Genomic DNA, 25,858 nt, shown 5'->3' with positions numbered 1-25,858 from the left:
GACCACCGCGCCCTGACTCTGCCTAACGGCTCGTCTTGTCCTTGTCCGGGTGCTCGTCGCCGATATGGCCCGGTGCATTGGCGGCCAGGACCCGCGCCACGAAGGAGGCATACTCCTCCATGTAGTGGCGCAGCAACCCGGCCGTAGCCTCGTCCTTGACCTCGCCGTCCTCGCCGTAGGCCTCCGGGACGAAGCGGATGTACGCCTCCGGAGCATTCAGCTGCGGCGCGTCGAGGAAGCTCAGCACGCTGCGGAACGAGGACTGCATCACGGCCGTCCCAATGCCGCCGGGGGAGGCGCCGATGATCCCGGTGGGCTTGCGGGCGAAGGAGTTGGTGCCCCAGGGCCGGGATCCCCAGTCGATGGCGTTTTTGAGCGCTCCGGGGATGGACCGGTTGTATTCGGGCGAGACGAACAGGATGCCGTCGGAAGCCGAGATGGCATCTTTGAGGGCCTGCCCAACGGGTGGGAAGGCGGCATCAAAATCCGGGCTGTACAACGGCAGATCCCTGATGGGGATCTCCGTGAACTCCACTTCCGCAGGCGCAAGCCGGATCAGCGCCCTGGACAAAGTGCGGTTGATCGAATTGCTCGAGAGGCTCCCGACAAAATATCCGATCTTGAAGGCCACTGCCTTGTTCCTTCCCGATACGCCGCCGGTGGCAGGTGAATTGGGATACGGAGGGGATCGGACCGGCGGCCCCGACCCATTCCGCGAGCGTAGTCCTGTGTCCGCGGGATGAAAAGTGGCGCCGGGAGAAAGCGCGTGCCGCTATTCGGCCTTGGCGCGGGCTTTCTTGGCGTCCTTCTTGGCGGCCTCGTCCTTGACCCGCTGGGCCTCGGCGCGGACGGCGGCGTGGGTGGCGCGCTCGGCCACCAGCCAGGCCGGGGGAGCCTGGAGCAGTGCGGTGATTTCCGCCGTCGTCAGCGCTTCCTCAACACCACCGCGGGCCAGGCCGGCGATGGAGACGTTGAGCTTCTGCGCCACCACGGGGCGCGGGTGCGGGCCGTTGCGGCGCAGTTCCGCGAGCCACTCCGGCGGGTTGGCCTGGAGATCGGCAAAATCAGCGCGGGTGATGGTTGAATCCTGGAACTCCTGGGGTGTCGCCGGCAGGTAGATGCCAAGCTTCTTGGCAACGGTGGCCGGTTTCATGGACTGGGAGTTTGCAGAGGTCATAGTCCAAGGGTATCTGCCGGGATGCCCGCAGGGCACCAACCCAGTACCAACCCAGCACCGGATCAGCACGGTGCCGCCATCGAGACGGACCCCCGCGCCACCCCGGGCGGTACTGTGAACATGTGTCCGCAGCAGAAGAACCATCCCAGACCCCCGACGAAACCGCCGTCGTCCCAGCCGTCGCACTCGGGCGGGAGCTGCGCTTCGCGTACGTGGCCGGTGTGACACCGGGAAAATGGATCCGCCGCTGGGAGGAACGGATGCCCGATGTTCCGCTGCACTCCTTTATGTCCGACGACGGCGCGCAGCTGTCCGTGCTCCGCGACGGTACCGCGGACCTGAGTTTCGTCCGGCTCCCGGTGGAACGCGAGGGCCTCAGCGTGATCCCGCTCTACGAGGAGCAGCCGGTGGTGGTGGCACCGAAGGGGCACGAGGTCTCCTTGTTTGAAGAAGTGGACCTGGCGGACCTGTCTGCCGAGACGTTTCTCGATGTGCAGGAGCTCGGCGGACCCGCGATGGCCCTGCAAGTGGTGGCCTCCGGTGCCGGGCTGGTGATCCTGCCGATGTCCGTGGCCCGGCACTTCAACGTCAAGGACACCGTGGCGCGGAAGCTCACGGGCGCGCCCGGCACGGAGATTGCCCTGGCCTGGCCGAGCGACGCCACGGACGAGGTCATCGAGGAATTCATCGGTATTGTCCGCGGACGCACCGCGGCGAGCTCGCGCCAGCCCTCGGCGCAGCAGGAGAAACCCAAACGCGAGCCCAAGCCGGACCGGCGCGGCACCGGAGCCGCCAAGAAGCCCAAGGTGGCGCAGCGCTACGCGCCCAACCCGGACAAAGGCCGCGGCAAGGGATCCCGGAAAAAGGGCAAACGCTAGGCACGTGGAGTCGGACGCTCCTGGCGGCGTTCTGTGATCGCTGGGTGTCTCCTTCCGGGAGGACGCGCCGAGCGGCTGGTTGGTGAGTGGTGGTGGATGTACTTCCCCGACCGCGCGGAGGAATCGCGCTCAGCCCCTCGTCTCGTACCTGGTCAGGACCACGCCGCCGGGAAACGTCCGCGTCTCCACCAGGTTCAGGTTCACCCAGCTGTCCAGCGAGGTGAAGAACGGAGTGCCGCCGCCCACCAGGACCGGATGGGTGACTAGCGCGTATTCGTCGATCAGCCCGGCCCGCATGGCCGCCCCGGCGAGCGTTGCGCCGCCGACGCTCATCGGGCCGCCGTCGCCGGCCTTGAGCCGGGTGATCTCGGCGATCGCGTCGCCGGTGACCAGGCGGGTGTTCCAGTCGACGTTGTCGACCGTCGAGGAGAACACCACCTTTGGCGTGTCCCGCCAGTTCCGCGCGAACTCGATCTCCGCCGGGGTGGCGTTGGGCTGCTGGTCGCCGGTCGGCCAGTAGGAGCTCATTGTCTCCCAGAGCTTGCGGCCGTACAGTGACAGGCTGCTAGCCCGCTCCTGGTCGAGCCACCACTGGAACAGTTCGTCGCTCGGCGCGCTCCAGCCGATGTCGTCGCCGGCTGCGGCGATGTAGCCGTCCAGGGTCAGATTCATGCCGTAGATCAGTTTTCGCACGGCGCCAGCCTTCCGTTTTGTCGTGGTCGAGGGGCGTCATTGAACTCTGTCGTCCCGCATATGATCGGCAGCATCCTGTCCCTCATGGAGCCACCGTAACTGCCCATGATCTGGTTGCCATAGCCTTCGGTCCGCGATTCAACTGAGCTGCCCGGTGAAGGATCCCCTATCGGACGGCCGCACCCTCGGCACGGCCGGAAAGTTTTTTGCGCATCGGTAGGCTAAACCCATGGCATTAGGGGATGCGGTGCAACCGCCGACAGTTCGGTCACACGGAGTGGTCCTCGATGCTTACGCGTTCATCAAGGGTTGGCTCATCGCCACCTCGCTCTGGGTCGGCGTGCTACTTCTCCTGGTGGCGGCAGGCTATGGTGTGCCCGCCTGGCGGGACGGCACCGACGCCGGCCACGTATGGGGCTTTTTGGGCATGGTGATTCTGTATGGCTTCGGAGTTTCCCTGGTGTTTGCGGCGCCACTGGCCTGGGTGTTGGCCTATCTTTTGCGCCCGGTCCGGAATCAATGGATCCACATCGGAGCCTTTTTCGCGGTGCCCACCCTCGTGTTCTGGCTGCTGGGAAGCGTCCTGGGCCTCGGCTGGCAGCCCTGGCTACTGATTCCCTGGGCCACCGTTGGCGCAGCGGCAGCCATCGCGCGTTGGGCAATCCGCAATGACGTCCTTGCCTCGAATTCTGCAGCTGACCCGACCTGACCGCCCGCTGCACGATCGGTTTGCGGCTACTTTCTGTCTCCTCGTTTGCCGGGGCAGGCACCCCATGTGAGGCGGCCCTAAACCGGTATCAGGTCGATGTGAATCAGAGCTGTCCCCTGGCCTTCCGTACCAGCTCCGCGATGAGTCAAGGCACAGTGTCCGACGGCTCAGCCCCACTCATCCTTAGACGCGGGGGCTGGCCTGTGGGCTGGCAGGTGCCGCCGCACTGGTCCTTATAGCCAGACGGAGCAGTCGTTCGAGAGCTGCCGAGGATCTCGCAACTTCAATTACACCGGCGGAGGATCTCGAATGAATTCGAGTCCTCTCGGATCAACAGCAGGGCTGAGAGTTCTGCGAATGAAGGGCTGCCGCGGTGGGGGATATCTCACGGCACGCGAATTGAGTCCTCAGTCCTGATTCTCGGGAAACGGAGGAGGGCCGACGATTTCGATGCCACCGTTTATCCGCCCTGATTCGCGAATGCGCTCAAAGTCCACAACGCCCGGCTTATTGCTCGAGCCGAGGGGTTCGCTGGCGCCGTCGTAGAACGCCTGCGCGCTGCCGGGGGTGTGGAGGCACAAAACACGGGTCCCGTCCTGAAGGACTTTGAACGCGTGGGGGACGCCGCGTGGTGCGATGGTTACCCCGCCCGTAGTGACCCGGTGCTCCTCTCCGTCAATGTTCATCAAGATCTCTCCGGCCAGGATGTACATGGTTTCATCCGAGTCCGGATGGGTGTGCATCGGTGTTACCTTGTCGAGAGCCATCTCGTCCTCAAACATGAGGAACGCTCCGCCGGTTTCGTCTTCCGTCGCCTTCCATGTGTGTATCCCTCCACCGAAGAACCAGCGCCTGGCCCCTTCCCCGGGTTGCAGGACGAGTGCTGATGCGGTCTTATTCGTCTCCATGGTGCTCGCCTCGATGAGTGGTAGGAAGACTTATGGGACACCTGTCCCATAACAAGACTCATGTATCATGAAGATCATGTCAAGGGCTTACGCGGACGTTGGTCGGATCGGGCAGAAGCGCCGCACGCTGGACGCTTTGATCGGGGCGGCGCGCTCTTTGGTCGCGTCCGGCGTTTCGCCGACGGTGGATGATGCGGCGCAGGCTGCGGGCATAGCGCGGAGTACTGCCTACAGGTATTTCCCCGGCCAGCGGGAGCTACTGGCGGCCGCCCACCCGGAAACGGCACGCATGTCGCTGCTGCCGGAGTCTCCGCCTCCGGGTGCGGCAGAGCGGCTGGACGCTGTGGTGGCCGAGTTCACCAGGATCATTGTTGATACCGAAGCCCAGCAGCGCACCATGCTGCGGCTTTCGCTGGAGCAGGCAGGCGGTGAAGTATCTGGCCTTCCCCTCCGGCAGGGACGGGCGATTGCTTGGATCGCTGAGGCGCTTGCGCCACTGCAGGGACAAATGACGGATCAGGACATTCATCAACTGGCCCTTGCCATCCGAAGTGCCATAGGGATCGAGTCCCTGGCATGGCTGACAGACGTTGGAGGTCTCAGTCGGGAAGAGGCCATCGACTCCATGCGATGGACGGCCCGGGCCCTTTTGGCCCACGCTCTGACGGCCGGACTTCCAACCCGCGAATAGGTTCCCGCCCTGCCAAGTCCGTTTCAGCCGTCATTGTCCCAGTTATCCGTTCGCCCGGGGGTGGCCTCGAAACCTATGCCATGCAAGACGGCACCTGCCGCCGGAAACTGCGACCTCGAGCGATCACAGTTCGCCGCCACATAGCGCCGGACTCCACACGCTGGGCCGCAACCCGCTCCCAGCGTGGTCTGCTACTTGGCGCAGGCGTCCTGAAGGGCCTTGACGGATTCGGCCGGAACCTGGTCGCCGGAGTCGGCGATCTGGCGCAGCGGGGTGGTGATCTCAGCGGGTGCACCCGCGGCTTCCGCGCTGCTGACAAGACCGCCCAGCAGTTCCTTGTCGCTGGCGCTGACCAGGCCGTTCTTCACGATGGCGCAGGCCTGCTTCTTCACTTCATTGCCGGCCGCCGCCGCAGCCTGTGACGCCCCGTCGTTGACGGCCTTTTCAGTAGCATCCTGCACTTGCCCACAGCCGGTAAGCCCGATCAAGAGGGCGGCAGCGGCAAGGGCGGCGAGACGTCGTTTCATCCACCCACCCTAACAAGCGCGGCTTGTGCCGGCCTGAGGAAAAGGGGCAAACGCCGGGCCGTAGCCCTGTGGGCACCGGCGCGCATAGGCTCGGTGAGTGGACATCGTCGAGTTCCTGACCGCACGCATTAGAGAAGACGAAGCCGCCGCCCTGAAGCTGCTCGGCGACCCCACACTTGCCGTCTCCGGCGAGTGGTATGAACGCCGCCTGCTCCGTGAGTGCGAGGCCAAGCGCCAGCTCATCGGCATCATTGAATCCGCACGCCAGTCCGTGCTGGCCACGTTGGTCAGCCAGGAACCCGCCGACGCCGGATGGGTGCCGGACGTCATCGAATGGACCACGCTCTCCCTGCACACCCTCGCGCTGCCGTATGCGGACCACCCCGAATTCCAGGCGCACTGGCGGATCGCCGGATAGTCCCGTCAGCGGTCAGCTCCTGAGATGATGACGGGTCCCGGAAACCTGCAGGAAATCTCCGCGGCCTACTCTGGTCACACCGCGGCTTCTGCGGTCCGCCAGCCGGTTCGGTTCTTGAAGGGATACCGTCATGCACCTCTTGCCCCGTGAGCAGGAAAAGCTCATGATCGTGGTCGCGGCGGATCTCGCCCGCCGCCGCCAGGCACGCGGACTGAAGCTGAACTTCCCCGAGGCCGTCGCGGTGATCAGCTACGAACTGATCGAGGGCGCCCGGGACGGCCGGACCGTTCCGGAGCTCATGAGCTACGGAACCACCATCCTTGGCCGCGACGAGGTGATGGAGGGCGTGCCGGAAATGATCCACGACGTCCAGATCGAAGCAACCTTCCCGGACGGCACCAAGCTCGTCACCGTCCACGACCCGATCCGTTAGGAGCTTCGATGATTCCGGGAGAATACGTTCTCAGTTCCGCTCCGCTGGTCATCAACGCCGGCCGTGAGGCGGTGGACGTCGCGGTGACCAACACCGGAGACCGGCCCGTCCAGGTGGGCTCGCATTATCACTTTGCCGAAGCCAACTCCGCGCTGCAGTTTGACCGGGCGGCCGCCTACGGCCGCCGGCTGGACATCCCGGCCGGCACGGCCGCGCGGTTCGAACCCGGGGACAGCAGGACCGTCCGGCTGATCGAGCTCGCGGGCAGCCGGGAAGTGTACGGCCTCAGCAACGCCGTCAACGGCACACTCCGCAAGACCGAACTCCCTGTTTCCGGACTCCACGTTCCCGAAGGGGAAGGTGACGCACAGTGAGTTTCGAGCTATCCCGCAGGCAGTATGCGGACCTCTACGGCCCGACGACGGGCGACGCCATCCGCCTGGCCGACACGGATCTGTTTCTTGAGATCGAGAAGGACCTCACCGTTTACGGCGAGGAAGTGGTGTTCGGCGGCGGCAAGGTGATCCGCGACGGCATGGGCCAGAACGGCCAACTGACCCGTGATGCGGACATTCCGGACACCGTGATCACCAACGTCGTGGTGCTGGACTACACCGGCATCTACAAGGCCGACGTCGCGCTCCGGGACGGCCACATCTTCCGGATCGGCAAGGCCGGCAACCCGCAGATCACCGACGGCGTGGACATCGTGATCGGCGCGAGCACCGAGATCATTGCGGGCGAGCGGAAAATCCTGACCGCCGGCGGGGTGGACTCGCACATCCACTTCATCTCCCCGGACCAGGTCCCCGCCGCCCTGTGCAGCGGCGTGACCACGATGATCGGCGGCGGCACCGGTCCCGCCGAAGGCACCAAAGCCACCACGGTCACCCCCGGAATATGGCACATCCAGCGGATGCTGCAGGCCGCCGAAGGGCTGCCCATCAACATCGGCCTGTTCGGCAAGGGCCACGCGTCCGCCGTCGAACCCCTGGCCGAGCAGATCCGCGCCGGCGCGATCGGGCTGAAAGTCCATGAGGACTGGGGCTCCACCACGTCCTCGATCGACACGTCGCTGCAGGTAGCGGACCAGTACGACGTCCAGGTGGCCATCCACACCGACACCCTGAACGAGTGCGGCTTCGTGGAGGACACCATCCGGGCCATCGACGGCCGCGTGATCCACACCTTCCACACCGAAGGCGCCGGCGGCGGCCACGCCCCGGACATCATCAAAATCGCCGGGTTGCCCAATGTCCTGCCGGCGTCGACCAACCCGACCCTGCCGTACACTCGCAACACCATCGAAGAGCACCTGGACATGCTCATGGTCTGCCACCATCTGAACCCGGACATCCCGGAGGACGTGGCATTCGCGGACTCCCGCATCCGCGCCGAGACCATCGCCGCCGAGGACGTCCTGCAGGACCTGGGCATCTTCGCGATCACGTCCTCGGACTCCCAGGCCATGGGCCGGGTGGGCGAGGTGATCATCCGCACCTGGCAGGTGGCGGACAAGATGAAGAAACAGCGCGGCGTCCTCAAAGACCCCCAGAGGGACGACACAGGGGATAGCGCCGCCGGCAGCCACGGCGCCCCTTCCGGCCGCGGCGCGGAGAGCGACAACTTCCGGCTCAAGCGCTACGTGGCGAAATACACCATCAACCCCGCCATCGCGCAGGGCATGGCCGACTCCATCGGCTCCGTAGAGGTCGGCAAGTTCGCCGACCTGGTGCTCTGGGACCCCGCGTTCTTCGGGGTGAAGCCGGACCTTGTGCTCAAGGGCGGCCAGATCGCCTACGCCCTCATGGGTGACGCCAACGCCTCCATTCCTACCCCGCAGCCGCGCACCATGCGGCCGATGTTCGCCGCCTATGGCAAGGCGCTGCAGCAGTCCTCCATCACCTTCCTCTCCCAGGCCGCCATCGACGCCGGGGTCCCGGCGGAGCTCGGACTGGAGAAGGTCATCCGGCCGGTGTCCGGAATCAGGAACCTCACCAAGGCGGACCTCAAGCACAACGGCGCCACCCCTGATATCGAGGTGGACCCGGAAACGTATCAGGTGAGCGTCGACGGCGAGGACGTCACCTGCGAGCCCTCAGACGTGCTGCCCATGGCGCAGCGCTACTTCCTTTTCTAGGCTTCCAGAGGAGACCACCATGATCATCGAAAAGGTCCTCGGCAACACCCACGACCTCCCTCCCGGTCCGGACCCCTACTTTGGGCTCCATCGGGAGAAGGTGGTGCTGCCCAGCGCCCAGCTGGTCAAACGCATCCAGCGCGTCACCACCGACCACGGGAAGGAACTCGGCATCCGCCTCCCCGCCGGTTCCGGGGACCTGCGCGACGGCGACATCCTGCACGTGGCCGACACCAACATGATCGTGGTGTCGGTGTTGCCCACTGACGTCCTGGTGATCGCCCCGCGCTCCATCCACGAGATGGGGATGGTGGCCCACTCCCTGGGCAACCGGCACCTGCAGGCCCAGTTCTTCGACGCGTCCTCGGAGTACGGGGCGGAGGTGATGGTCTGCCAGTACGACCACACCGTGGAGGACTATCTCAAACACGTCGGAGCGCCCCACGACCGCCAGAAGCGCGTGATGCCCATACCCTTCCGCCATGCCGAACACTCGCACTAGTTTTCTCTTCCGCGGCTGGGGCGCCGCCAGCGCTGCGGCGGGTGATAGGGGTCGTGCCCGCTTCGCGGTGCCCGCCACGCCGCGACCCCTATCACCCGCCTTCGCAGGTTCGACTGCTTGCCTTGCGTCGTGGAGCCCGTTATGACTTACCAGTTGGCGTTGCAGCAGCTGACGGATTCCGCTTTGCCTACCGGGGCGTTTGCTCACTCGCTGGGGTTTGAGACGTATGTGGAGCGCGGGCTGGTGCACGATGAGGAGTCCTTTGGGGTGTGGCTGGCGGCGTTCATTTCGCAGCAGCTGACGTACTCGGACGCCCTGGCAATCCGGTTCCTCTATGAGGACGTTCCGGTTGCCGAACTGGATGCGTTGTTGACCGCCCAGTTGTTGCCCCGGCAGTTGCGCGAGGCCAGTACCAAGATGGGCGGACGTCTACTGGAGATCGGCGCCGAGATCTTTCCGTCCGCAGATCTGGCGGAGTACCGGAAGCTGGTGGGTTCCGGCCGTGCCGCCGGGCATCAGCCGCTGGCGTTCGCCGTCGTCGCACGGTCCCTGAACGTACCGCTCCCCGAGGCCCTTGCCGCTTACCTGTTCGCCGCGGTGACGTCGTTGACGCAGAACGCCGTCCGGGCGATCCCGCTGGGGCAGAACGCCGGCCAGCGGATCCTGCGGAAGGCCGCCGACGGCGTCGCCGCCGCTATCGAGCGGATCAGTCACCTCACGCCTGATGACTTTGGGGCCGTCAGCCCGGGGCTGGAAATTTCGCAAATGCGGCACGAACGCCAGCGCGCCCGCATGTTCATGAGTTAACCGAGCTACACACGAAATATGTCTGGAGAAGAATATGTCTGAGCCCGTCAAGATCGGCATCGGCGGCCCGGTGGGTGCCGGCAAGACCCAGCTCGTGGAGCGGCTCACCCGTCACATGAGCCGGGCGATCTCCATGGCGGCCATCACCAACGACATCTACACCATCGAGGACGCCAAGATTCTCGCCGCCAACGGGATCCTGCCGATCGACCGGATCATCGGCGTTGAAACCGGCGGCTGCCCGCACACCGCCATCCGCGAAGACACGTCCATGAATACCGCCGCCATCGAGGAACTGAAGCAGCGGCACCCTGACCTGCAGGTGATCTTCGTGGAATCCGGCGGCGACAACCTCTCCGCAACGTTCAGCCCCGAACTGGTGGACTTTTCCATCTACATCATCGACGTGGCCCAGGGTGAGAAGATCCCGCGCAAGGCCGGCCAGGGCATGATCAAGTCCGATCTGTTCATCATCAACAAGACCGACCTCGCCCCCCACGTGGGCGCGGACCTGGCCGTCATGGAGCGGGACTCCAAGGAATTCCGGGGCGAGAAGCCGTTCTGCTTCACCAACCTCAAGACCGACGAGGGGCTGGACCGCGTCATCGACTGGGTGCGGCGGGACGTCCTAATGCTCGACCTGGCGCCGTGAGTGCTCCCGGGGTCAGTCCCGGCGAGCTAACCGCTGAGGCGGCGAGGCCGGATTTTGGGGCCGCGGCGTGGCGGGCACCGCGAAGCGGGCACGGCCCCAAATCCGGCGAAGCCGCTGGAGCCAACCAGAGCGCCCGGGAACCGATGGGTCAGCTCGAACTCGTGGTGGCCGAGCGTGGGCGACGTTCTGTCGCCACGCACCAGTTCCATCGGGGGGCTTTGAGGGTTTTGCGGCCGCATTACTTGGATGGCAGCGGGCAGGTTTGTTATGTGCTCGTCAATCCGGGCGGGGCGTATTTGGGGGCTGACCTGTATGTGATTGACGTGGAGGTGGCCGATGGGGCGAAGCTGCTGCTCGCCACGCAGTCGGCCACCAAGATCTACAGAACTCCGGGATCCTTTGCCGAACAGCGGATGCGGTTGCGGCTCGGGGAGGGGGCTCGGCTGGAGCTCGCCCCGGATCAGGTGATCGCCTACCGGGAGGCCAGCTACCGGCAGAATACGCACGTGACGGTGCGGCCGTCGTCGAGCCTCATCATGGCCGAAATTGTGACCCCGGGGTGGTCGCCGGACGGGGCCTCGTTCCGGTACGAGGAGCTGCGGTTGCGGACCGAGATCCGGGTCGAGTCGGAGGCGTCCGTCGGGGAGGCGGGCGGGCTGCTGGCCCTGGACAACGTGCTCATCCGGCCGCCCCTGGGCGATGTAACGGGCCTGGCGTTCATGGAGGGCTTCAGCCATCTGGGGTCGCTGATCGTCGTGGACCCGCGGGTGGACCAAGCCCTTGCCGACGAACTCCACGAGATCACGGCCGGGCTCGGCGCCCATACCGGCATCTCACTCACCGCCGCCGTGCTGGGAACGGCCGGGCTGGTGCTGAGGTCCCTCTCGAACAGCACGGAGGAGCTGCGGCGTGTTCTGGGAGCCGCCACCGCCCTGCTGCGCAAGCGCTGGTACGGCCAGGACCCGCTGGATCTGAGGAAGTACTGATGGCCGGGACCCAGCAGAGAGCCGCGCAGCCCCGGCTTCGGCCGCTGACCACCCGCCGGCGGCCTGATCACAGCCGGCGCGCCCCCTCTGCCGGCAGGACGGCGAAGACATCGGGTGCCTGCAGCCTCCGGACGGCGAAGCCGGCCAGGACCGCGGACCGGACCTGATCGGCGTCGTCCACTGGAACCAGGGCGATGGCGGAGCCGCCGAACCCGCCGCCGGTCATCCGGGCCCCGATGGCCCCGTTGGCGCGCGCGGTGTCAACGGCCAGGTTCAGTTCCGGGCAGGAGATTTCGAAGTCGTCCCGCATGGAGCGGTGGCTGGCGTCCAGCAGGTCTCCGATTGCCAGCGGCCCATGGGTCGTGAGCAGTTCCGCGGTCCGGGCGACCCGTTCGTTCTCGGTGACGATGTGCCGGACCCGGCGGAACGTCACGTCGTCGAGGATGCGCGCGGCCCGCGGCAGATCGGCGGCGTCGAGGTCGCGGAGGGCGCCGACGCCCAGGACCCGGGCGCCCCGGACGCAGGAGGCCCGGCGTTCGGCGTACCCGCCGGTGGCATGGGCGTGCGAGACCTTGGTGTCGATCACGAGGCAGAGAAGCCCGGACTCCGCCAGGCCGAGCGGCACCGGGCGCGAGCTGAGGTCGCGGCAGTCCAGGTAGACGGCGCAATCCCGGGTGCCGAGCATCGACGCGGACTGGTCCATGATCCCGGTGGGGGCGCCGACGACGTTGTTTTCGGCCCGCCGCCCGATGTCCGCCAGTTCGGCTCGGCCCAGGCCCGCTCCGGTGAGGTCGGACAGGGCCAACGCGACGGCGCATTCCAGGGCAGCGGAGGAGGACAGCCCGGCGCCGACCGGGACATCGGAGGTCACGTACAGGTCAAAGCCCTGCACCGTGATGCCGGCCCTTTCCAGCTCCCAGGCCACGCCGGCCGGGTACGCGGACCAGCCGGCCGCCTGGTCCGGAGCGAAGGTATCGAGATCGAATTCGACCGGGTCAGCGGCCGCGAACGCCGAGGCCAGCCGCACGGTGCGGTCCGCCCGGGCCGACACGGCCACGGTGGTGGAGCGGTTGATGGCGAACGGCAGGACAAGGCCGTCGTTGTAGTCCGTGTGCTCGCCGATCAGGTTGACCCGTCCCGGCGCCTGCCACACGCCGTCGGCGTCATGGCCGAAGTGGCCGGCGAAGGCGCGGGTCAGCGTGTCCGCCAGGGCCGTTCCTGCGGTGTCGGTGGTGGTCATGCCGTTCCTGTCCTGGCGTCCCGGAGCCGGGCTGCGACCTCTTCGGGAGTGGTGTCGTTGATGAAGGCGCCCATGGCGGCCTCGGAGCCGGCCAGGAACTTGAGTTTATCCGCGGCCCGCCGGGGGGAGGTGAGCTGCAGGTGCAGGTACCCGGACCGGCGCAGCACCGGGTCAAGGGGGGCCTGGTGCCAGGCGCTGATATACGGCGTCGGGCTGCCGTAGAGCCTGTCGAGGCGGCCCAGCAGGTCCGGATAGAGGACGGCGAGCTCGTCACGCTCGGCGCCGGTCAGCGCGGCGAGGTCCGGAACCTGGCGGTGCGGGACCAGATGGATTTCCAGCGGCCAGCGTGCCGCGAAGGGCACGTAGGCGCTGAAGAATTCGCCCTCGAGCACCATCCGGGCGCCGTCGGCACGTTCACTCGCTAAAATCGCCCCGGTCAGGGTGGCCGTCCCGCCCGCCGCCTCATGGAACTGCCGGGCGGCCGCGGCCATCACCGCGCTCCTCGGCGTGACGTAGGGGTAGGCGTAGATCTGGCCGTGCGGATGGTGCAGTGTCACGCCGATGTCCTGGCCGCGGTTCTCGAAACAGAACACCTGCGCCACGCCGGGCAGCGTGCTCAGGGCCTCGGTGCGGTGCGCCCAGGCGTCGATCACGGTGCGCACCCGCCGGGTGCTGAGGGCGGCGAACGTCCCGGTGTGCTCGGGCGTGAAGGCTACGACCTCGCACCGGCCGCCGGCGGTCCCGCGGGTACCCCAGCCCGGCGCTGCCGGGGCGGCGGCGAGATCCGGACCGAGCGAGGGGAAGCGGTTTTCAAACACGGCGACGTCGTAATCCGCCGGGATCTCCGAGGGCCGCGCGTCGGTGCTCGGGCACAGCGGGCACTCGTCCGCTGGCGGAAGATGCGTCCTGTGTTGCCGGTGCGCGGCGACCGCCACCCATTCCCCGGTCAGCGCGTCGTACCGGATTTCCCCGGACGGGCCACGCTCGGGAAGGTCGCGGCGGTCCCTCGACGGGCGCTGCAGGGGATGGGAAGTATCGTCGAAATACAGGAGTTCACGCCCGTCGGCGAGGCGCGTACTGGTCACCGCGGACACCGACGCCGGGGCGTCGCTGCGGCTGATGATGCTGGTCATGGGGTTCCTTCGAAAGTGAGGGGACGTGCGGTGCCCGGCCCGGAAGCAGGGGGCGGGACCGGACGGTCAGAGGGCCTGGACGTGGAGGAGCAGGGCGTGCTCCGGGTTCAGGACCGGCAGGGGCAGGCCGACGTGCTGCAGGAAGGCCCCGGTGGCAACGGCCCCGTCGTCCAGCCAGGCCGGCGGCCGGATCTGGGAGAAGGTGTGCGCGTAGTCACCGTCGAGAAGGGTAGGCAGTTCGGCCCGGACGCGGTAGTTCCGCTTCGGGTCAAGGCCCGGCAGTGAGGCCAGTCCGGGGACCTCAGCCGGGGCGGTGGCCAGGGACACGGCAGCGAACAGGGCCTCGCCGGCGTCGTGCGCAACTACACCGTGGACGCTCAGGGTGGGCTCGGCGGTGTCCGCGTTGACGCGCTTGCCGGAGTGGAGCAGTGCGCGGTGGCGCTTGTAGAGCGCGATGGCGCGGCGCAGCGTGGCCCGTTCCTCGTCCGTGGCTGCGCGGATGTCCCACTCCATGCCGAGATGGCCAAAGAGGGCGGTGATGGCGCGGAAGGAGATGTCGTGGGTGCGGGCCGTGGTGTGGCTCGTGGTGGGGCCGACATGTGATCCGACGAGTTCGGGTGGGAGGACGGCCTGGGTCCAGCGCTGGATTGTCTGGCGCTCCAGGGCATCGTTGCAGTCCGAGGCCCACACCCGGTCGGTTCGCTGCAGGATGCCGAGGTCCACGCGGGCCCCGCCGGAGGAGCAGCTTTCAATCTCCACGTCCGGGTGGGCTGCCTTGAGCGCGTCGAAGAGACGGTACGCGGCCAGCGTCTGCTCGTGGACGGACGGCCGGCCGCCGCGGCCGTGCTCGGTTAGGTCGCGGTTCTGGTCCCATTTGAGGTAGGCGATGTTGTTCTCGCGCAACAGGGCATCGAGGCGTCCGTAGATGTATTGCCAGGCCTCCGGGTTGGCGAGGTCCAGGACGTGCTGATGGCGCCAGGCGTGCGGAAGCCGGCCGCCGTCCTTGTGGGAAAGCAGCGACGGGCCCACGATCCAGTCCGGGTGCTCGCGGGCGACGTCGGAGTCCAGGTTGACCATTTCGGGTTCGACCCAGAGTCCGAATTCCATGCCGTGGCCGGTGACCGCGTCGATCAGCGGCGTGAGGCCCTCGGGCCACAGACCCTCGTCGACGTACCAGTCGCCAAGGCCCGCGTGATCGTCGCGGCGGCCGCGGAACCAGCCGTCGTCGAGGACAAAGCGTTCCACGCCGAGCCCGGCGGCCGCTTCGGCGAGTTCGAGCAGGGGCTCGAGGCTGTGGTCGAAGTAGACGGCCTCCCAGGTGTTCAGCACCACCGGGCGGACCCGGCCGGAGGTGGTGTCCACATGCTGCGGCCGGGCACGGAACCAGTGGTAGAAGGCCTCGGTGATGCCGTCCAGGCCGCGGCCGGAGTAGGCGGCGTAGAGCGACGGCGTCCGGTAGCTGCCGCCGGGGCGCAGCACCACTTCGGCGGAGCCGAGCAGCTCGGCGGCACCGAGCATGCGCCGGCCGTCCGCGAGGCTGTCGAGGTACTGCTCGTGGTTGCCGCTCCAGCCCAGGTGCGTGGCCCAGACCTGGCCTGTGCGGTTGGCGAAGCCGGCGGTCCCGGCTGCCACCAGCAGGGACGAGTCGTGGCCGGTCCGGCCGTGCCGGCCGGTGCGGACCCAGGTGCCCTGCTGGACGGCGTGCCGCTGCGGGTGGTTTTCGCGGCACCAGCGTCCGGTGAGATCGAGCAGTTCTGTGGCGTCCCGCGGCACCGGCAGCACCGTGGCGAGTTCGTCGAGCTGGTATTCGGCCGTGCCGCTGTTGGTCAGCGTGTGAGCCAGCTCCAGGAGGCCGCCGGGGTGCAGGGTGAGTTGGGAACTGACCTCGAGTCCGGCCTCGGAGTCCCGGTGGATGATCACCACCGTGCGCCCGCCGTCCTGCATCTGGGCGGCAACCACCCGCAGGGCCGGCGAGAAGTCCAGGCCGGGGCCGCCGTCGGCGTTCCGGTGCCCGCGCAGGCCCGGCCGCCCGGCCCAGCCGGAGGAGGCCTGCGGGAGCAGTCCGGCGGCGACGGGGATGTCGAGGGCGGAGTGCGGGACTGGCCCGCGGAGGATCGCCAGATCGGGGAGGTGTTCGCCGAGGTCGGCGCCCCAGTGGACGATCTCGGCCTCGCCGGAGTCGAAGGCCAGCAGGACGCTGGTGCCGGCAGAACGCAGGTGCACGGGGTGCATGGGGATTCGCTTTCGGTAGTGCGGAAGTCAGGTGCTGGTGCGCGGGATTCCGGCTCGGGGATCCCGCGCACCGGGCGCCGCCGTGGCGGGCGGCTGTGGCTTCGAACGCTTACTTGTTGAAGAGGGCGTTGACCTGGTTGTTGGCTTCGGTGAGGGAGCTGGCAGGCTTCTTGCCGGAGAGGACGGCGTCCATGGCCGGCTTCATGATGCCGTCCACCTTGGCTGCCTTATCCGCGATCGGGAACAGGAACGTGGTTCCTTCCTTGACGTGGGTGGTGAAGGCGGAGACGTCGGTGCCCTTGGCCTTGAATGCTTCGGCTGCCTTGTCGGAGGAGCTGGTGAGAGCCGGGAACACGACGCCCTTGGAGGCTACGACGTCCTGGCAGGCGGTGGAGGCGAGGTATTCGACCCACTTGATCGAGGCTGCCGGGTTCTTGGTGCCGGCCCAGACGGAATCGGCCAGGCCGTTGAACATGCTGGCGCGTTTGCCTTCGGGGCCCTTCGGGGTGGGGGCGAACGCGGTCTTCACGCCCTTGTAGCTCTTGTACTGGCCGATCAGCCAGTCACCCGTGGTGTTGATGGCAGCCTTGCCGGCGCCGAAGTTGTCCGCCAGGCTGGCGCCGACGGTGGTCTCGAGCTTGGGCATGTAGCCCTTCTCGGTCAGTCCGGCCCACCAGGCGATGGTCTCCTGGAACTTGGGGTCGTCGTAGTTGAACTTGGTGCCCCAGGGGTTCTTGTCCGTGGCGCTCCAGCCGGTGGTGGCGCTGAGGAAGCTCCACTCGGTCTGGCCCTGCCCGGAGCCGCTGCCGGCCAGGCCGAGTCCGTAGACGGCCACCTTGTTCTTGTCGAAACCTGCCTCGTCGCCGCGCACGCCGTTTTTGTCCACGGTCAGGTGCGCGATTGCCTTCTCATAGCTGCCGCCGTCCTGCGGGTTCCATTCCAGGTTGGCCATCTGCTCGGCGGTCAGGCCGGCGGAGTCCGTCATGGCCGTGTTGTAGAAGAGGCCCACGGTGTCCCAGTCCTTGGGCAGTCCGTAGCGCTTGCCGTCCTGGCCCACCCAGAGCTCGGCGAGTCCCTTGGTGTAGCTCTCCAGCTTGATGCCGTCCTTGGCCACCGCCTCGTCGAGGGAGAGCAGCTGCTTTTTCGCGGCGTATTCGGGGTACTTCGAGAGGTGGTTGGTGAAGACGTCGGGGGCGGTGCCGGCGACGAAGCCGTTGGTCAGTGTGGTCCAGTAGTCATCCCAGCCGCGCTGGGTGATCTTGACCTTGATGTCTGGGTTGGCCTTGTGGAAGTCATCGGCGCACTGTTGGTAGGCCGGGAGCTGGTTGGCGTCCCACAGCCAGTAGTTGATGTCGCCCTTGGCCTCGGTGGAGGCCGGGGCGGACCCCCCGCAGGCGGAGAGGGAGATGGCGATGGCTGCAGCGGCAGCGACGGCGCCGAGGGTCTTCTTCATGGTGGACCTTTCATGGAAGTGCTTCTTTGAGGGGAATGCTTGTTGACGGGCAGTGCTTTGAAGGGCACTGCGGGTTGGGCCGGGGTTACTTGATGCCGGAGAAGCCGATGGAGTTGACCACCCGCTTGCCGAAGGCGATGAAGAGCAGGAGGACGGGCAGGGCCGCGATCAGGGTGGCGGCCATCAGGCCGGACCAGTCGGGGGCGCCCTGCGGAGACTGGGACTTGAAGACGCCCAGGCCCACGGTGAGGACGCGGACGCTTTCGTCCTGGCCCACCAGCAGCGGCCAGAAGTACTCGTTCCACTGGCCGATGAAGGTCAGCAGCGCCAGGGTGGCCAGGGGGGCCGCGGCGTTCGGGAGCACGATCTGGAAGAAGATCCGCACGTGTTTGGCGCCGTCGAGCATGGCGGCCTCTTCCACCTCGCGGGACATGGAGAGGAAGAACTGGCGCAGGAAGAAGATGGCGAAGGGGGTCATGAACAGGAACGGCAGGGCCAGGCCGGCGAAGGTGTTGAGCAGGCCGAGGTTCTTGATCATCAGGAAGTTGGGCAGGGCTGTGAAGATTGGCGGGACCATCATGGTGGCCAGGAACAGGCCGAACACCACGTTCCGGCCCGGCCAGCGCAGCCGGGAGAAGGCGTAGGCGGCCATCGCGCTGAAGAAGACCTGCCCGGCGGTTGTGACGGTGGCGAAGATGACGGAGTTCCGCAGATACAGCCAGAAATTGATGGCGGCGCCGGAGCCGCCCTCGGCGATTGCTTCCTCGGGGCTCTGCAGCCCCAGGACCCGCTTGAAGGCGCCGAGGCTGAAGTCGGCCGGCAGCAGGTTGCTGGCGTTCGAGGCCAGGGAGGCATTGCTGGACAGTGCGGTGCGGAGCATCCAGAGGAACGGCGCGATCGTCACGACGACGGCGATGGCGACGAGGGTCCAGGCACCGACGCGGCGCCAGTTGACCGGTTTCCTGGGAGGGGGGACGCTGGAGACGGGCTTCTTACGGGAAGGGGCGGATGTAGTCATGGCTGGGGTTCCTTAGTCCAGATCCGATTCGTTGCCCTTGAGGAACTTCATCTGGACGAAGGCCACAAGAGCGAGAATGACGAAGAGAATGACGGACAGGGCCGAGGCGTAGCCGAAGTCGGATTCACCGAAGGCCTTCTGGTAGATGTACATCTGGATCACGCGGGAAGCATTGATCGGGCCGCCGCCCGTGGTCACAGCCACGGTGTCGAAGACCTGGAAGGAGCCGATCACGGTGACCACCAGGACCAGCACCAGCACTGGGCGCAGGAGCGGCATCGTTATGCTCCAGAAAGTCCGGGTCGGGGAGGCGCCGTCGAGCGAGGCGACCTCGTACACGTGGTTGGGAATGGACTGCAGGCCGGCGAAGATCAGCAGGGCGGTGTAGCCCATGTGGCGCCAGACGTTGACGCCGGCGATGGTGGGGATGGCCCATTGCTCGCTGCCGAAGAAGGCGATGCGCGGCAGGCCCATCCAGTTGATGATTTCGTTGACGATACCGAGTTGGTAGTCGAGCATCCAGAACCACAACAGCGCGACGATCACGTTCGCCACAAGGAAGGGCAGCAGCAGGGCGCCGCGGATAAGCGTGGACTTGGCGACGTTGTGCATCAGCAGGGCAAGTCCGAGCGCGATGGCGGTCTGGAAGCCGATGTTCAGTGCCACGTACTGGACCGTCACGGCCATGGCGTTCCAGAAGAGATCGTCCGCGAAGATCGCTGTGTAGTTTTGGGTGCCGATCCAGGTGGGATCCCCCAAGACGCTGTACTCGGTGAAGCTGAGGTAGACGCCGCGGATGCTCGGCACCAGGTAGAAGGCAACGAAGCCGAGCAAGGCCGGGGCGATGAAGAAGAGGGCGACCCTCAGGTCGCTCCGGGGTCGGCGCCGGCGGCGGGGGGCAGCGTTGCCCGTTCCCGGGCCGGTCGCCTTGCGGGCCAGGGCGGCTCCGCGGGCAGTTGTGGTGGTCATTGGTGGTTCCTCCGCAGTTACGTGGATGCTGTGACGTGGATTACAACTGAGGCTTGAATCTACACGAGTAACTTTCCAATGCGCAACCGTTTCTTTCATGTTTCCGGGCGGAAAATTTCTGCTCATTGTCTGCTATTGACTCGAGTAGAAACTGGTGTGAAACTTGCGTGCATGACTTTCTCACTAGGCATCGTCGGCGCCGGACAGTTTGCAGGCGCCTTCGCCAAACTCTTCGACGCCCATCCCGCGATTTCAGAAGTCCATGTCACCGACGTCCTGCCGGAACGGGCCGAGGCCCTCCGGGAGCGGCTCGGCCTGGCGGGGACCTATCCCAGCTTTGAGGCCATGCTCGACGGCGGCCTCGACGCTGTGGCGATCTTCACCCAGCGCTGGACGCACGGCCCGCTGGTGCTGCAGGCGCTCCGGGCGGGCAAGCATGTGTATTCGGCAGTGCCGATGGCCATCAGCGAGGACGAGACCGCCCGGATCATCGAGGCCGTCCGGGAGACGGGCCTGACCTACATGATGGGCGAGACAAGCTACTACAACCCCGCCACCGTCTATGCCCGCAAGCGCAAGGCTGAAGGCGCCTTTGGCCGCATCTTCTACGCCGAGGGCGACTACGTCCACGACATGGATCTCGGCTTCTACGAGGCCTACCAGTACAGCGGCGGGGAGGACTGGAAGAGCACCGCCAGCTACCCGCCCATGCTGTACCCGACCCACTCCACCGGCGGGGTGCTGGGCGCGATCGGCGGCCATGCCGTCAGCGTCAGCTGCATTGGCGTCCCCGACGAGCGCGGAGACGGTGTGTTCGACAAGGACGTCAGCATGTTCGGCAACGACTTCTCCAATGCCACCGCGCTGTTCGAGCTTTCAACCGGCGGGTCCATGCGCATCAATGAGATGCGCCGCGTCGGCTACCCCTCCCACCTGCGCGAAAGCCGCTTCCGTTTCTTCGGCACCGAAGCCAGCTTCGAGCAGCTGGCCCTGGTCAGTGTGTGGCAGGACAAGGAGTCCGTGACCGATGTCAGCGAGGAACTGGCCACCCGGGCCACGCTCGCCGCGGACGATCCGGCGCTGGCCGGCGTCGCACCGGCCCTGCGCGACGCCTTCAGCTCCGGGCTGGCCGCCGTGCACGACGCCGGCCGGCTTCCGGCCGAGTTCCGCGGACTTCACAACGGGCACGAGGGCAGCCACCACTTCCTGGTGGACGACTTCGCCACGGCCGTCGACACGGGAACGCTCCCGCCCGTCAACGCCTGGGAAGCCGCCCGCTACACGCTGCCGGGGATCGTGGCGCACGAGTCCGCCCTCCGCGGCGGGGAGCGGTTGCCCGTGCCGGACCACGGCGACGCCCCCGTTCGGCTGCCTGCGCAGGGAATCAATGAGGAAGGCTTTGCCCGGGAACTCCGGCGGTAGCATGGTCACTGTGCCACACTCGCCCGCCTCCGCCAGGCCCACGATCACCCGAAAAGACGTGGCCAGGCTGGCGGGCGTCAGCACCGCCGTCGTCAGCTATGTGGTGAACGGCGGCCCCAAGCGGGTCTCCCCGGTGACTGCTGCGAAAGTCCGCGAGGCCATCAGCGCCCTGGGGTACCGTCCGAACGCCGCGGCGAGGGCACTGAAACTTGGCTCCAGCGAGATGCTCGGCATGGTGGTCCCGGACACCACCAACCCCTTCTTCGCCACTTTGGCCCGCGCCGTGGAGGAAGCCGCGGCGGCGCGCGGCTATGCCCTGCTGCTGGCGAACTCGGGCGGATCGGCGGCCAATGAGCGCCGCCAGGTCAGGAACCTCGCGAGCCGCCGCGTTGACGGGGTCTTCCTCTCCAGCGTGCTGTTCGAACCCGACCTGACCGAGCTGGAGCATTCGGAGATCCCCGCCGTGCTGCTCAACCACAGCACCGAGGTGCCGGGCTTCAACTCGGTCGGCGTGGAGCTGCTGGAAGGCTCCCGGCGTGCCGTCGAGCACCTGGTGGGCCACGGCCACCGCAACATCGCACTGGTCATGGGCATGAACGCCGGCAATGATCTCGATGCCCGCGAGGTCGGGTGGCAGCAGGGGCTCGCGGAGGCCGGTCTCCCGGAGGGACCCATCCTGCGCTGTGACTTCGACCGGCAGGGCGGCTACCGGGCCGGGCAGCGGCTGCTTGCGGCCGCGGACCGACCCACCGCCGTGTTCGTCAGTTCCGACCTGCAGGCCGTCGGCCTGCTGCGCGCCGTGTCCGAGGCCGGGCTTCGGGTCCCCGAGGACCTGGCGGTCTTCTCCTTCGACGGCTCGGCTGAGGCGGAGTTCAGCTGGCCGCCGTTGAGCACGGTCGCGCAGCCCGTCCAGGCCATGGCCGAGGCCGCCGTCGAAGCGCTCATTGGCTTTGACGGCGTGTCTCCCACCCGGAACAGGATCTTCCCCGTGGACCTGGTCCTGCGCGCGTCCTGCGGCTGCTCGCCGGTACCCGCCGCGCCCGGGCCCGCCGCGCCGGTAGCGGCCCAGCCGGGCACGTAAGTTCCCCGCCGCGCACGTCGTTGCGGTTCCCGGCGTCGTTCCCTGCGGGCGTCACACCAGGGTCCAAATGGACTATGGTTAGCGCTAACAGGAGCCGGGGGGCGGCCGACCAGCGGGCGCCCCGTGCCCTCCTATCGTTTGATTTCACAATTTGATTCAAGCCGGTGGACGGCATCGGAACGAAAGGGGCCTCGCATGGGGAACAACAATGACCGGCGGCAGCCGCGGCTCGAAGACGTCGCAGCGCTGGCCAAGGTTTCCCACCAGACCGTCTCACGGGTGATCAACAACCACCCGAATGTCAGCACGGGAACAAAGTCCCGGGTCGAGGCGGCGATTGCCGAACTCGGCTACCGGCGCAACACGGCCGCCCGGAGCCTGGTGACCCGGCGCACCCAGACCATCGGTGTCCTCGCCTCCGAGCTCGGGCAATACGGCCCGGCGAATACCCTGCTGGGGGTCCAGCAAGCCGCCAGGGAAGCAGGGTATTTCGTGAGTATTGCCGCGATTAAGGGGGCCGCGGCGAAGGCCATTTGCGATGCGGTGCGGCACCTGACGGACCAGGGCGCGGACGGATTGATTGTGATCGTGCCGCACGACGGGACACTTCAGGTGCTCGAGGACCTGAACCTGGATCTCCCGGTGATCGTCGTCGGCGGAGCCGGAGAAGGGCGGTTGAGCGGCGCGATGGTCGACCAGAAGCTCGGCGCGCGGCTGGCCGTCGCCCATCTGATCAGCCTTGGCCACGAGCGGATCGGCCATGTCTCCGGACCGCTCGACTGGGTGGACGGCAAAGCCCGGGTTGACGGATGGCGCGAGGAGTTGGCGGAAGCCGGCCTCTCCGACGAGCTTCTGGTCGAGGGGGACTGGAGTGCGGACAGCGGGTACCGGATCGGGCAGCAGCTGGCAGAACAGCGCAGCGCCACCGCAGTGTTCGTCAGCAACGACCAGATGGCGCTCGGGCTGCTGCGGGCGTTTGGCGAGAAGGGCATCCGGGTTCCGGAAGACGTCTCCGTGGTTGGCTTTGACGACCAGCCCGAATCCGCCTACTTCATGCCGCCGCTGACCACTGTGCGACAGGACTTCGAGGAACTCGGAAAGCGCTGTATGGACCTGATACGCGCCCAGGTCGAGGGTGATGCCGCCAGTGGCGCCCTGGTGGTCAAACCTGCGCTCGTGGTGCGCGCCAGCACCGCACCCCGTCCCCGTCTCTCCTAAGGGCCGAAGCCCTCCGTTCCGGCAATACGTGCCAGGCTTCTTGACAGCATGTTTGTTAGCGCTAACAATAGGGGGGTTCGCAATGTTGCGGAACCTATTGGAGGATTTGATGGACTTCTCAGTGGACGGAACCGAAAACTTTGTCATCGGCGTGGACTACGGCACGCTTTCCGGGCGGGCCGTCGTCGTCCGGGTCCGGGACGGCAAGGAACTGGGCAGCGGGGTCTTTGAGTACCCGCATGCCGTGGTCACCGGCGAGCTTCCGAAAGACACGGCTGGGGTCGCCGGCATCCGGCTTCCGGGCGAATGGGCCCTGCAGGTGCCCAACGACTACCGCGACGTGCTCCGCCGGGCTGTGCCCGCGGCCGTCGCCGACGCCGGGATCGACCCGGCCGCCGTGGTGGGCATCGCCACCGACTTCACGGCCTGCACCATGGTCCCCGTCAAGGGCGACGGCACACCGCTGAACGAGCTTCCCGGATTCGCCAACCGCCCGCACGCCTACGTGAAGCTGTGGCGCCACCATGCCGCCCAGCCGCAGGCGGACCGCATCAACGCCCTGGCTGCGGAACTCGGCGAAAACTGGCTGCCGCGCTACGGCGGACTCATCTCCTCCGAATGGGAGTTCGCCAAGGGCCTGCAGTTGCTGGAGGAGGACCCGGAAAGCTACGCCGCGATGGACCGCTGGGTGGAAGCGGCTGACTGGATCGTCTGGCAGCTGTGCGGTAACTACGTCCGCAACGCCTGCACGGCCGGCTACAAAGGGATCTACCAGGACGGCCGCTACCCATTCAAGGAATTCCTGTCCGCCCTGAACCCGGACTTCAAGGATTTCGTCAGCGCCAAGCTGGCGCACACCATCGGCCGGCTCGGCGATGCAGCCGGCTATCTGACGGCCGAGGCCGCCGCCTGGACCGGACTGCCGGAAGGCATCGCCGTCGCAGTGGGCAACGTGGACGCCCACGTCACGGTGCCCGCAGCGAAGGCAGTTGAGCCCGGGCAGCTGGTGGCCATCATGGGAACCTCCACCTGCCACGTTATGAACGGTGCCGAACTGCGGGAAGTCCCGGGCATGTGCGGCGTGGTGGACGGCGGAATCGTCGACGGACTTTGGGGCTACGAAGCTGGCCAAAGCGGAGTGGGCGACATCTTCGGCTGGTTCACGAACAATGGCGTCCCGCCCGAGTACCACCAGGCAGCGGAAGCGGCAGGCCTGGGCATCCACGAATACCTCACGGAACTGGCCTCCCGCCAAGCCATCGGCGAACACGGCCTCATTGCCCTGGACTGGCACTCCGGCAACCGTTCCGTGCTGGTGGACCACGAACTCTCCGGCGTCGTGGTGGGTCAGACCCTCGCCACCAGGCCCGAAGACACCTACCGGGCCTTGCTGGAAGCCACGGCCTTCGGCACGCGCACCATCGTGGACGCCTTCCGCGACTCGGGAGTGCCGGTCAGGGAATTCATCGTGGCCGGCGGCCTGCTGAAGAACAAGCTGCTCATGCAGATCTACGCGGATATCACCGGCTTGCCGCTCTCCACCATCGGCTCAACCCAGGGGCCCGCCCTGGGGTCGGCCATCCACGCCGCCGTGGCCGCAGGTGAATACGCGGATATCCGTGCCGCTGCGGCTGCCATGGGATCGGAGCCCGGCAGCATCTATATTCCCATTCCGGAAAATGTTGCCGCCTACGAAAAACTCTTCCAGGAGTACCGGACGCTGCACGACTATTTCGGCCGCGGCACCAACAGCGTGATGCACCGCCTCAAGGCGATCCAGCGTGCGGCCAGGCCCTCGTTTGCTGCCACTGCGGGCGCTCCGCAGCAGAACGCCGTCCCCGCCGTCCCCGCCGTCCCCGCCGGCCCGGTCGCAGAGGAAGTGTCCGCATGAGCAACCTGCTGGAAAGCATCGCGGAGGTCCGTCGCGAGGTCTGCGAACTGCACGCCGAACTCACGCGCTACGAACTGGTGGTGTGGACGGCCGGCAACGTCTCCGCCCGCGTCCCCGGCCATGACCTGATGGTCATCAAGCCGTCCGGAGTCTCCTACGCGGACCTCACGCCCGGGAGCATGGTTGTCACGGACCTCTACGGCACGCCCGCGGAGGGCGACTGGAGCAACCCCGCGCTGTCACCGTCCTCGGACACCGCGGCGCACGCCTACGTTTACCGGCACATGCCGGAGGTCGGCGGCGTGGTGCACACGCATTCGACCTACGCCACGGCCTGGGCCGCGCGCGGAGAGGAGATCCCCTGCGTGCTGACCATGATGGGTGACGAGTTCGGTGGGACGATCCCGGTGGGCCCGTTCGCGCTGATCGGGGATGACTCGATCGGCCGCGGCATCGTGGACACCCTGGCCCAATCCAGCTCGCCGGCCGTGCTGATGCAGAACCACGGGCCCTTCACCGTGGGCAAGGATGCCCGCTCGGCGGTCAAAGCCGCCGTCATGTGCGAGGAAGTGGCACGGACCGTCCATATTTCCCGGCAACTCGGTGAACCACTGCCGATCGACCCGGCCCAGATCGACTCGCTTTATGCCCGCTACCAGAACGTCTACGGCCGCTAGGCC

27 protein-coding genes are annotated in these 25,858 nt (G+C 67.0%); 16 read left to right on the top strand and 11 right to left on the bottom strand.

Going from position 1 to position 25,858, the window contains the following annotated elements; genetic code table 11:
• Positions 1–22 precede the first annotated feature (22 nt).
• Complete coding sequence (locus AC1D0A_RS15790) at positions 23–631, bottom strand: NADPH-dependent FMN reductase (RefSeq protein WP_476946264.1); 609 nt, start codon at positions 629–631, stop codon at positions 23–25.
• 141 nt (positions 632–772) lie between these two features.
• Positions 773–1,177 (bottom strand): DUF5997 family protein, encoded by a 405-nt coding sequence (locus AC1D0A_RS15785; RefSeq protein WP_018775636.1) that lies wholly within the window; start codon positions 1,175–1,177, stop codon positions 773–775.
• A 122-nt stretch (positions 1,178–1,299) separates the two neighbouring features.
• Between AC1D0A_RS15785 and AC1D0A_RS15780 the strand changes: the two genes are divergently transcribed.
• Complete coding sequence (locus tag AC1D0A_RS15780; protein WP_476946263.1) at positions 1,300–2,055, top strand: LysR family substrate-binding domain-containing protein; 756 nt, start codon at positions 1,300–1,302, stop codon at positions 2,053–2,055.
• 129 nt (positions 2,056–2,184) lie between these two features.
• Here the strand turns inward: AC1D0A_RS15780 and AC1D0A_RS15775 are convergent, their stop codons facing one another.
• Positions 2,185–2,748 (bottom strand): dihydrofolate reductase family protein, encoded by a 564-nt coding sequence (locus AC1D0A_RS15775; protein WP_476942773.1) that lies wholly within the window; start codon positions 2,746–2,748, stop codon positions 2,185–2,187.
• Positions 2,749–2,977: 229 nt separating this feature from the next.
• Between AC1D0A_RS15775 and AC1D0A_RS15770 the strand changes: the two genes are divergently transcribed.
• Positions 2,978–3,457: a hypothetical protein gene (locus AC1D0A_RS15770; protein ID WP_156945220.1), complete on the top strand. Its 480-nt coding sequence runs from the start codon at positions 2,978–2,980 to the stop codon at positions 3,455–3,457.
• A gap of 407 nt (positions 3,458–3,864) precedes the next feature.
• Here AC1D0A_RS15770 and AC1D0A_RS15765 read toward each other — a convergent pair whose 3' ends face one another.
• Positions 3,865–4,365: a cupin domain-containing protein gene (locus AC1D0A_RS15765; RefSeq protein WP_028278214.1), complete on the bottom strand. Its 501-nt coding sequence runs from the start codon at positions 4,363–4,365 to the stop codon at positions 3,865–3,867.
• 67 nt (positions 4,366–4,432) lie between these two features.
• Between AC1D0A_RS15765 and AC1D0A_RS15760 the strand changes: the two genes are divergently transcribed.
• Positions 4,433–5,056, top strand: coding sequence for a TetR/AcrR family transcriptional regulator (locus AC1D0A_RS15760; protein ID WP_476942772.1), 624 nt, complete (start codon positions 4,433–4,435; stop codon positions 5,054–5,056).
• A gap of 191 nt (positions 5,057–5,247) precedes the next feature.
• Here AC1D0A_RS15760 and AC1D0A_RS15755 read toward each other — a convergent pair whose 3' ends face one another.
• Positions 5,248–5,583 (bottom strand): hypothetical protein, encoded by a 336-nt coding sequence (locus tag AC1D0A_RS15755; RefSeq protein WP_476942771.1) that lies wholly within the window; start codon positions 5,581–5,583, stop codon positions 5,248–5,250.
• A 97-nt stretch (positions 5,584–5,680) separates the two neighbouring features.
• On the opposite strand from AC1D0A_RS15755, the gene AC1D0A_RS15750 reads away from it, so the two are divergent.
• The 8 genes from AC1D0A_RS15750 to AC1D0A_RS15715 all read left to right on the top strand — a co-directional run bounded on the left by AC1D0A_RS15750 (position 5,681) and on the right by AC1D0A_RS15715 (position 11,521).
• A complete protein-coding gene (locus tag AC1D0A_RS15750) occupies positions 5,681–6,001 on the top strand; it encodes a DUF6221 family protein (RefSeq protein WP_028278211.1) in 321 nt (106 codons plus the stop codon).
• A 130-nt stretch (positions 6,002–6,131) separates the two neighbouring features.
• Entirely contained in the window at positions 6,132–6,434 is a 303-nt protein-coding gene (locus AC1D0A_RS15745; protein ID WP_223914842.1) for an urease subunit gamma, read from the top strand.
• An 8-nt stretch (positions 6,435–6,442) separates the two neighbouring features.
• Positions 6,443–6,808: an urease subunit beta gene (locus tag AC1D0A_RS15740; protein WP_476942770.1), complete on the top strand. Its 366-nt coding sequence runs from the start codon at positions 6,443–6,445 to the stop codon at positions 6,806–6,808.
• Positions 6,805–8,574, top strand: a complete 1,770-nt coding sequence (gene ureC, locus AC1D0A_RS15735; protein WP_476946262.1) for an urease subunit alpha — start codon at positions 6,805–6,807, stop codon at positions 8,572–8,574. The genes AC1D0A_RS15740 and ureC overlap by 4 nt, the downstream gene beginning before the upstream one ends.
• A 19-nt stretch (positions 8,575–8,593) precedes the next feature.
• Complete coding sequence (gene ureE / locus AC1D0A_RS15730; RefSeq protein WP_476946261.1) at positions 8,594–9,076, top strand: urease accessory protein UreE; 483 nt, start codon at positions 8,594–8,596, stop codon at positions 9,074–9,076.
• A gap of 141 nt (positions 9,077–9,217) precedes the next feature.
• Positions 9,218–9,883, top strand: a complete 666-nt coding sequence (locus AC1D0A_RS15725) for an urease accessory protein UreF (RefSeq protein WP_243178183.1) — start codon at positions 9,218–9,220, stop codon at positions 9,881–9,883.
• Positions 9,884–9,917: 34 nt separating this feature from the next.
• Positions 9,918–10,535, top strand: a complete 618-nt coding sequence (gene ureG / locus AC1D0A_RS15720; RefSeq protein ID WP_243178184.1) for an urease accessory protein UreG — start codon at positions 9,918–9,920, stop codon at positions 10,533–10,535.
• Between the two features lie 269 nt (positions 10,536–10,804).
• Entirely contained in the window at positions 10,805–11,521 is a 717-nt protein-coding gene (locus tag AC1D0A_RS15715; RefSeq protein ID WP_476946260.1) for an urease accessory protein UreD, read from the top strand.
• Between the two features lie 67 nt (positions 11,522–11,588).
• On the opposite strand, the gene galK is transcribed toward AC1D0A_RS15715, so the two are convergent.
• The 6 genes from galK to AC1D0A_RS15685 form a co-directional block, all read right to left on the bottom strand.
• Positions 11,589–12,761 (bottom strand): galactokinase, encoded by a 1,173-nt coding sequence (galK, locus tag AC1D0A_RS15710; RefSeq protein WP_476946259.1) that lies wholly within the window; start codon positions 12,759–12,761, stop codon positions 11,589–11,591.
• Entirely contained in the window at positions 12,758–13,894 is a 1,137-nt protein-coding gene (galT, locus tag AC1D0A_RS15705; RefSeq protein ID WP_476946258.1) for a galactose-1-phosphate uridylyltransferase, read from the bottom strand. The genes galK and galT overlap by 4 nt, the downstream gene beginning before the upstream one ends.
• Before the next feature lie 66 nt (positions 13,895–13,960).
• Positions 13,961–16,126 (bottom strand): alpha-galactosidase, encoded by a 2,166-nt coding sequence (locus AC1D0A_RS15700; protein ID WP_476946257.1) that lies wholly within the window; start codon positions 16,124–16,126, stop codon positions 13,961–13,963.
• Positions 16,127–16,235: 109 nt separating this feature from the next.
• A complete protein-coding gene (locus AC1D0A_RS15695) occupies positions 16,236–17,579 on the bottom strand; it encodes an ABC transporter substrate-binding protein (RefSeq protein WP_243178189.1) in 1,344 nt (447 codons plus the stop codon).
• An 85-nt stretch (positions 17,580–17,664) separates the two neighbouring features.
• The gene (locus tag AC1D0A_RS15690; RefSeq protein ID WP_459383508.1) at positions 17,665–18,597 is read right to left on the bottom strand and encodes a carbohydrate ABC transporter permease; all 933 of its coding nucleotides are present in this window, start codon (positions 18,595–18,597) and stop codon (positions 17,665–17,667) included.
• A 12-nt stretch (positions 18,598–18,609) separates the two neighbouring features.
• Positions 18,610–19,566: a carbohydrate ABC transporter permease gene (locus AC1D0A_RS15685; protein ID WP_476946256.1), complete on the bottom strand. Its 957-nt coding sequence runs from the start codon at positions 19,564–19,566 to the stop codon at positions 18,610–18,612.
• Between the two features lie 171 nt (positions 19,567–19,737).
• Between AC1D0A_RS15685 and AC1D0A_RS15680 the strand changes: the two genes are divergently transcribed.
• The 5 genes from AC1D0A_RS15680 (at position 19,738) to AC1D0A_RS15660 (ending at position 25,855) form a co-directional block, all read left to right on the top strand.
• Positions 19,738–20,988, top strand: coding sequence for a Gfo/Idh/MocA family protein (locus tag AC1D0A_RS15680; protein ID WP_476946255.1), 1,251 nt, complete (start codon positions 19,738–19,740; stop codon positions 20,986–20,988).
• 1 nt (position 20,989) lies between these two features.
• Positions 20,990–22,069, top strand: coding sequence for a LacI family DNA-binding transcriptional regulator (locus tag AC1D0A_RS15675; protein WP_243178193.1), 1,080 nt, complete (start codon positions 20,990–20,992; stop codon positions 22,067–22,069).
• Between the two features lie 195 nt (positions 22,070–22,264).
• The gene (locus AC1D0A_RS15670) at positions 22,265–23,287 is read left to right on the top strand and encodes a LacI family DNA-binding transcriptional regulator (RefSeq protein WP_243178194.1); all 1,023 of its coding nucleotides are present in this window, start codon (positions 22,265–22,267) and stop codon (positions 23,285–23,287) included.
• Between the two features lie 109 nt (positions 23,288–23,396).
• On the top strand, positions 23,397–25,178 hold the full coding sequence (araB, locus tag AC1D0A_RS15665) for a ribulokinase (protein ID WP_476946254.1): 1,782 nt from the start codon (positions 23,397–23,399) through the stop codon (positions 25,176–25,178).
• A complete protein-coding gene (locus AC1D0A_RS15660; protein ID WP_243178196.1) occupies positions 25,175–25,855 on the top strand; it encodes an L-ribulose-5-phosphate 4-epimerase in 681 nt (226 codons plus the stop codon). Before araB ends, AC1D0A_RS15660 begins: the two co-directional genes overlap by 4 nt.
• Positions 25,856–25,858 lie beyond the last annotated feature (3 nt).

Source organism: Arthrobacter sp. P1_D4 (genome assembly GCF_056406115.1).
This window is presented reverse-complemented; position numbering and strand designations above follow the sequence as displayed.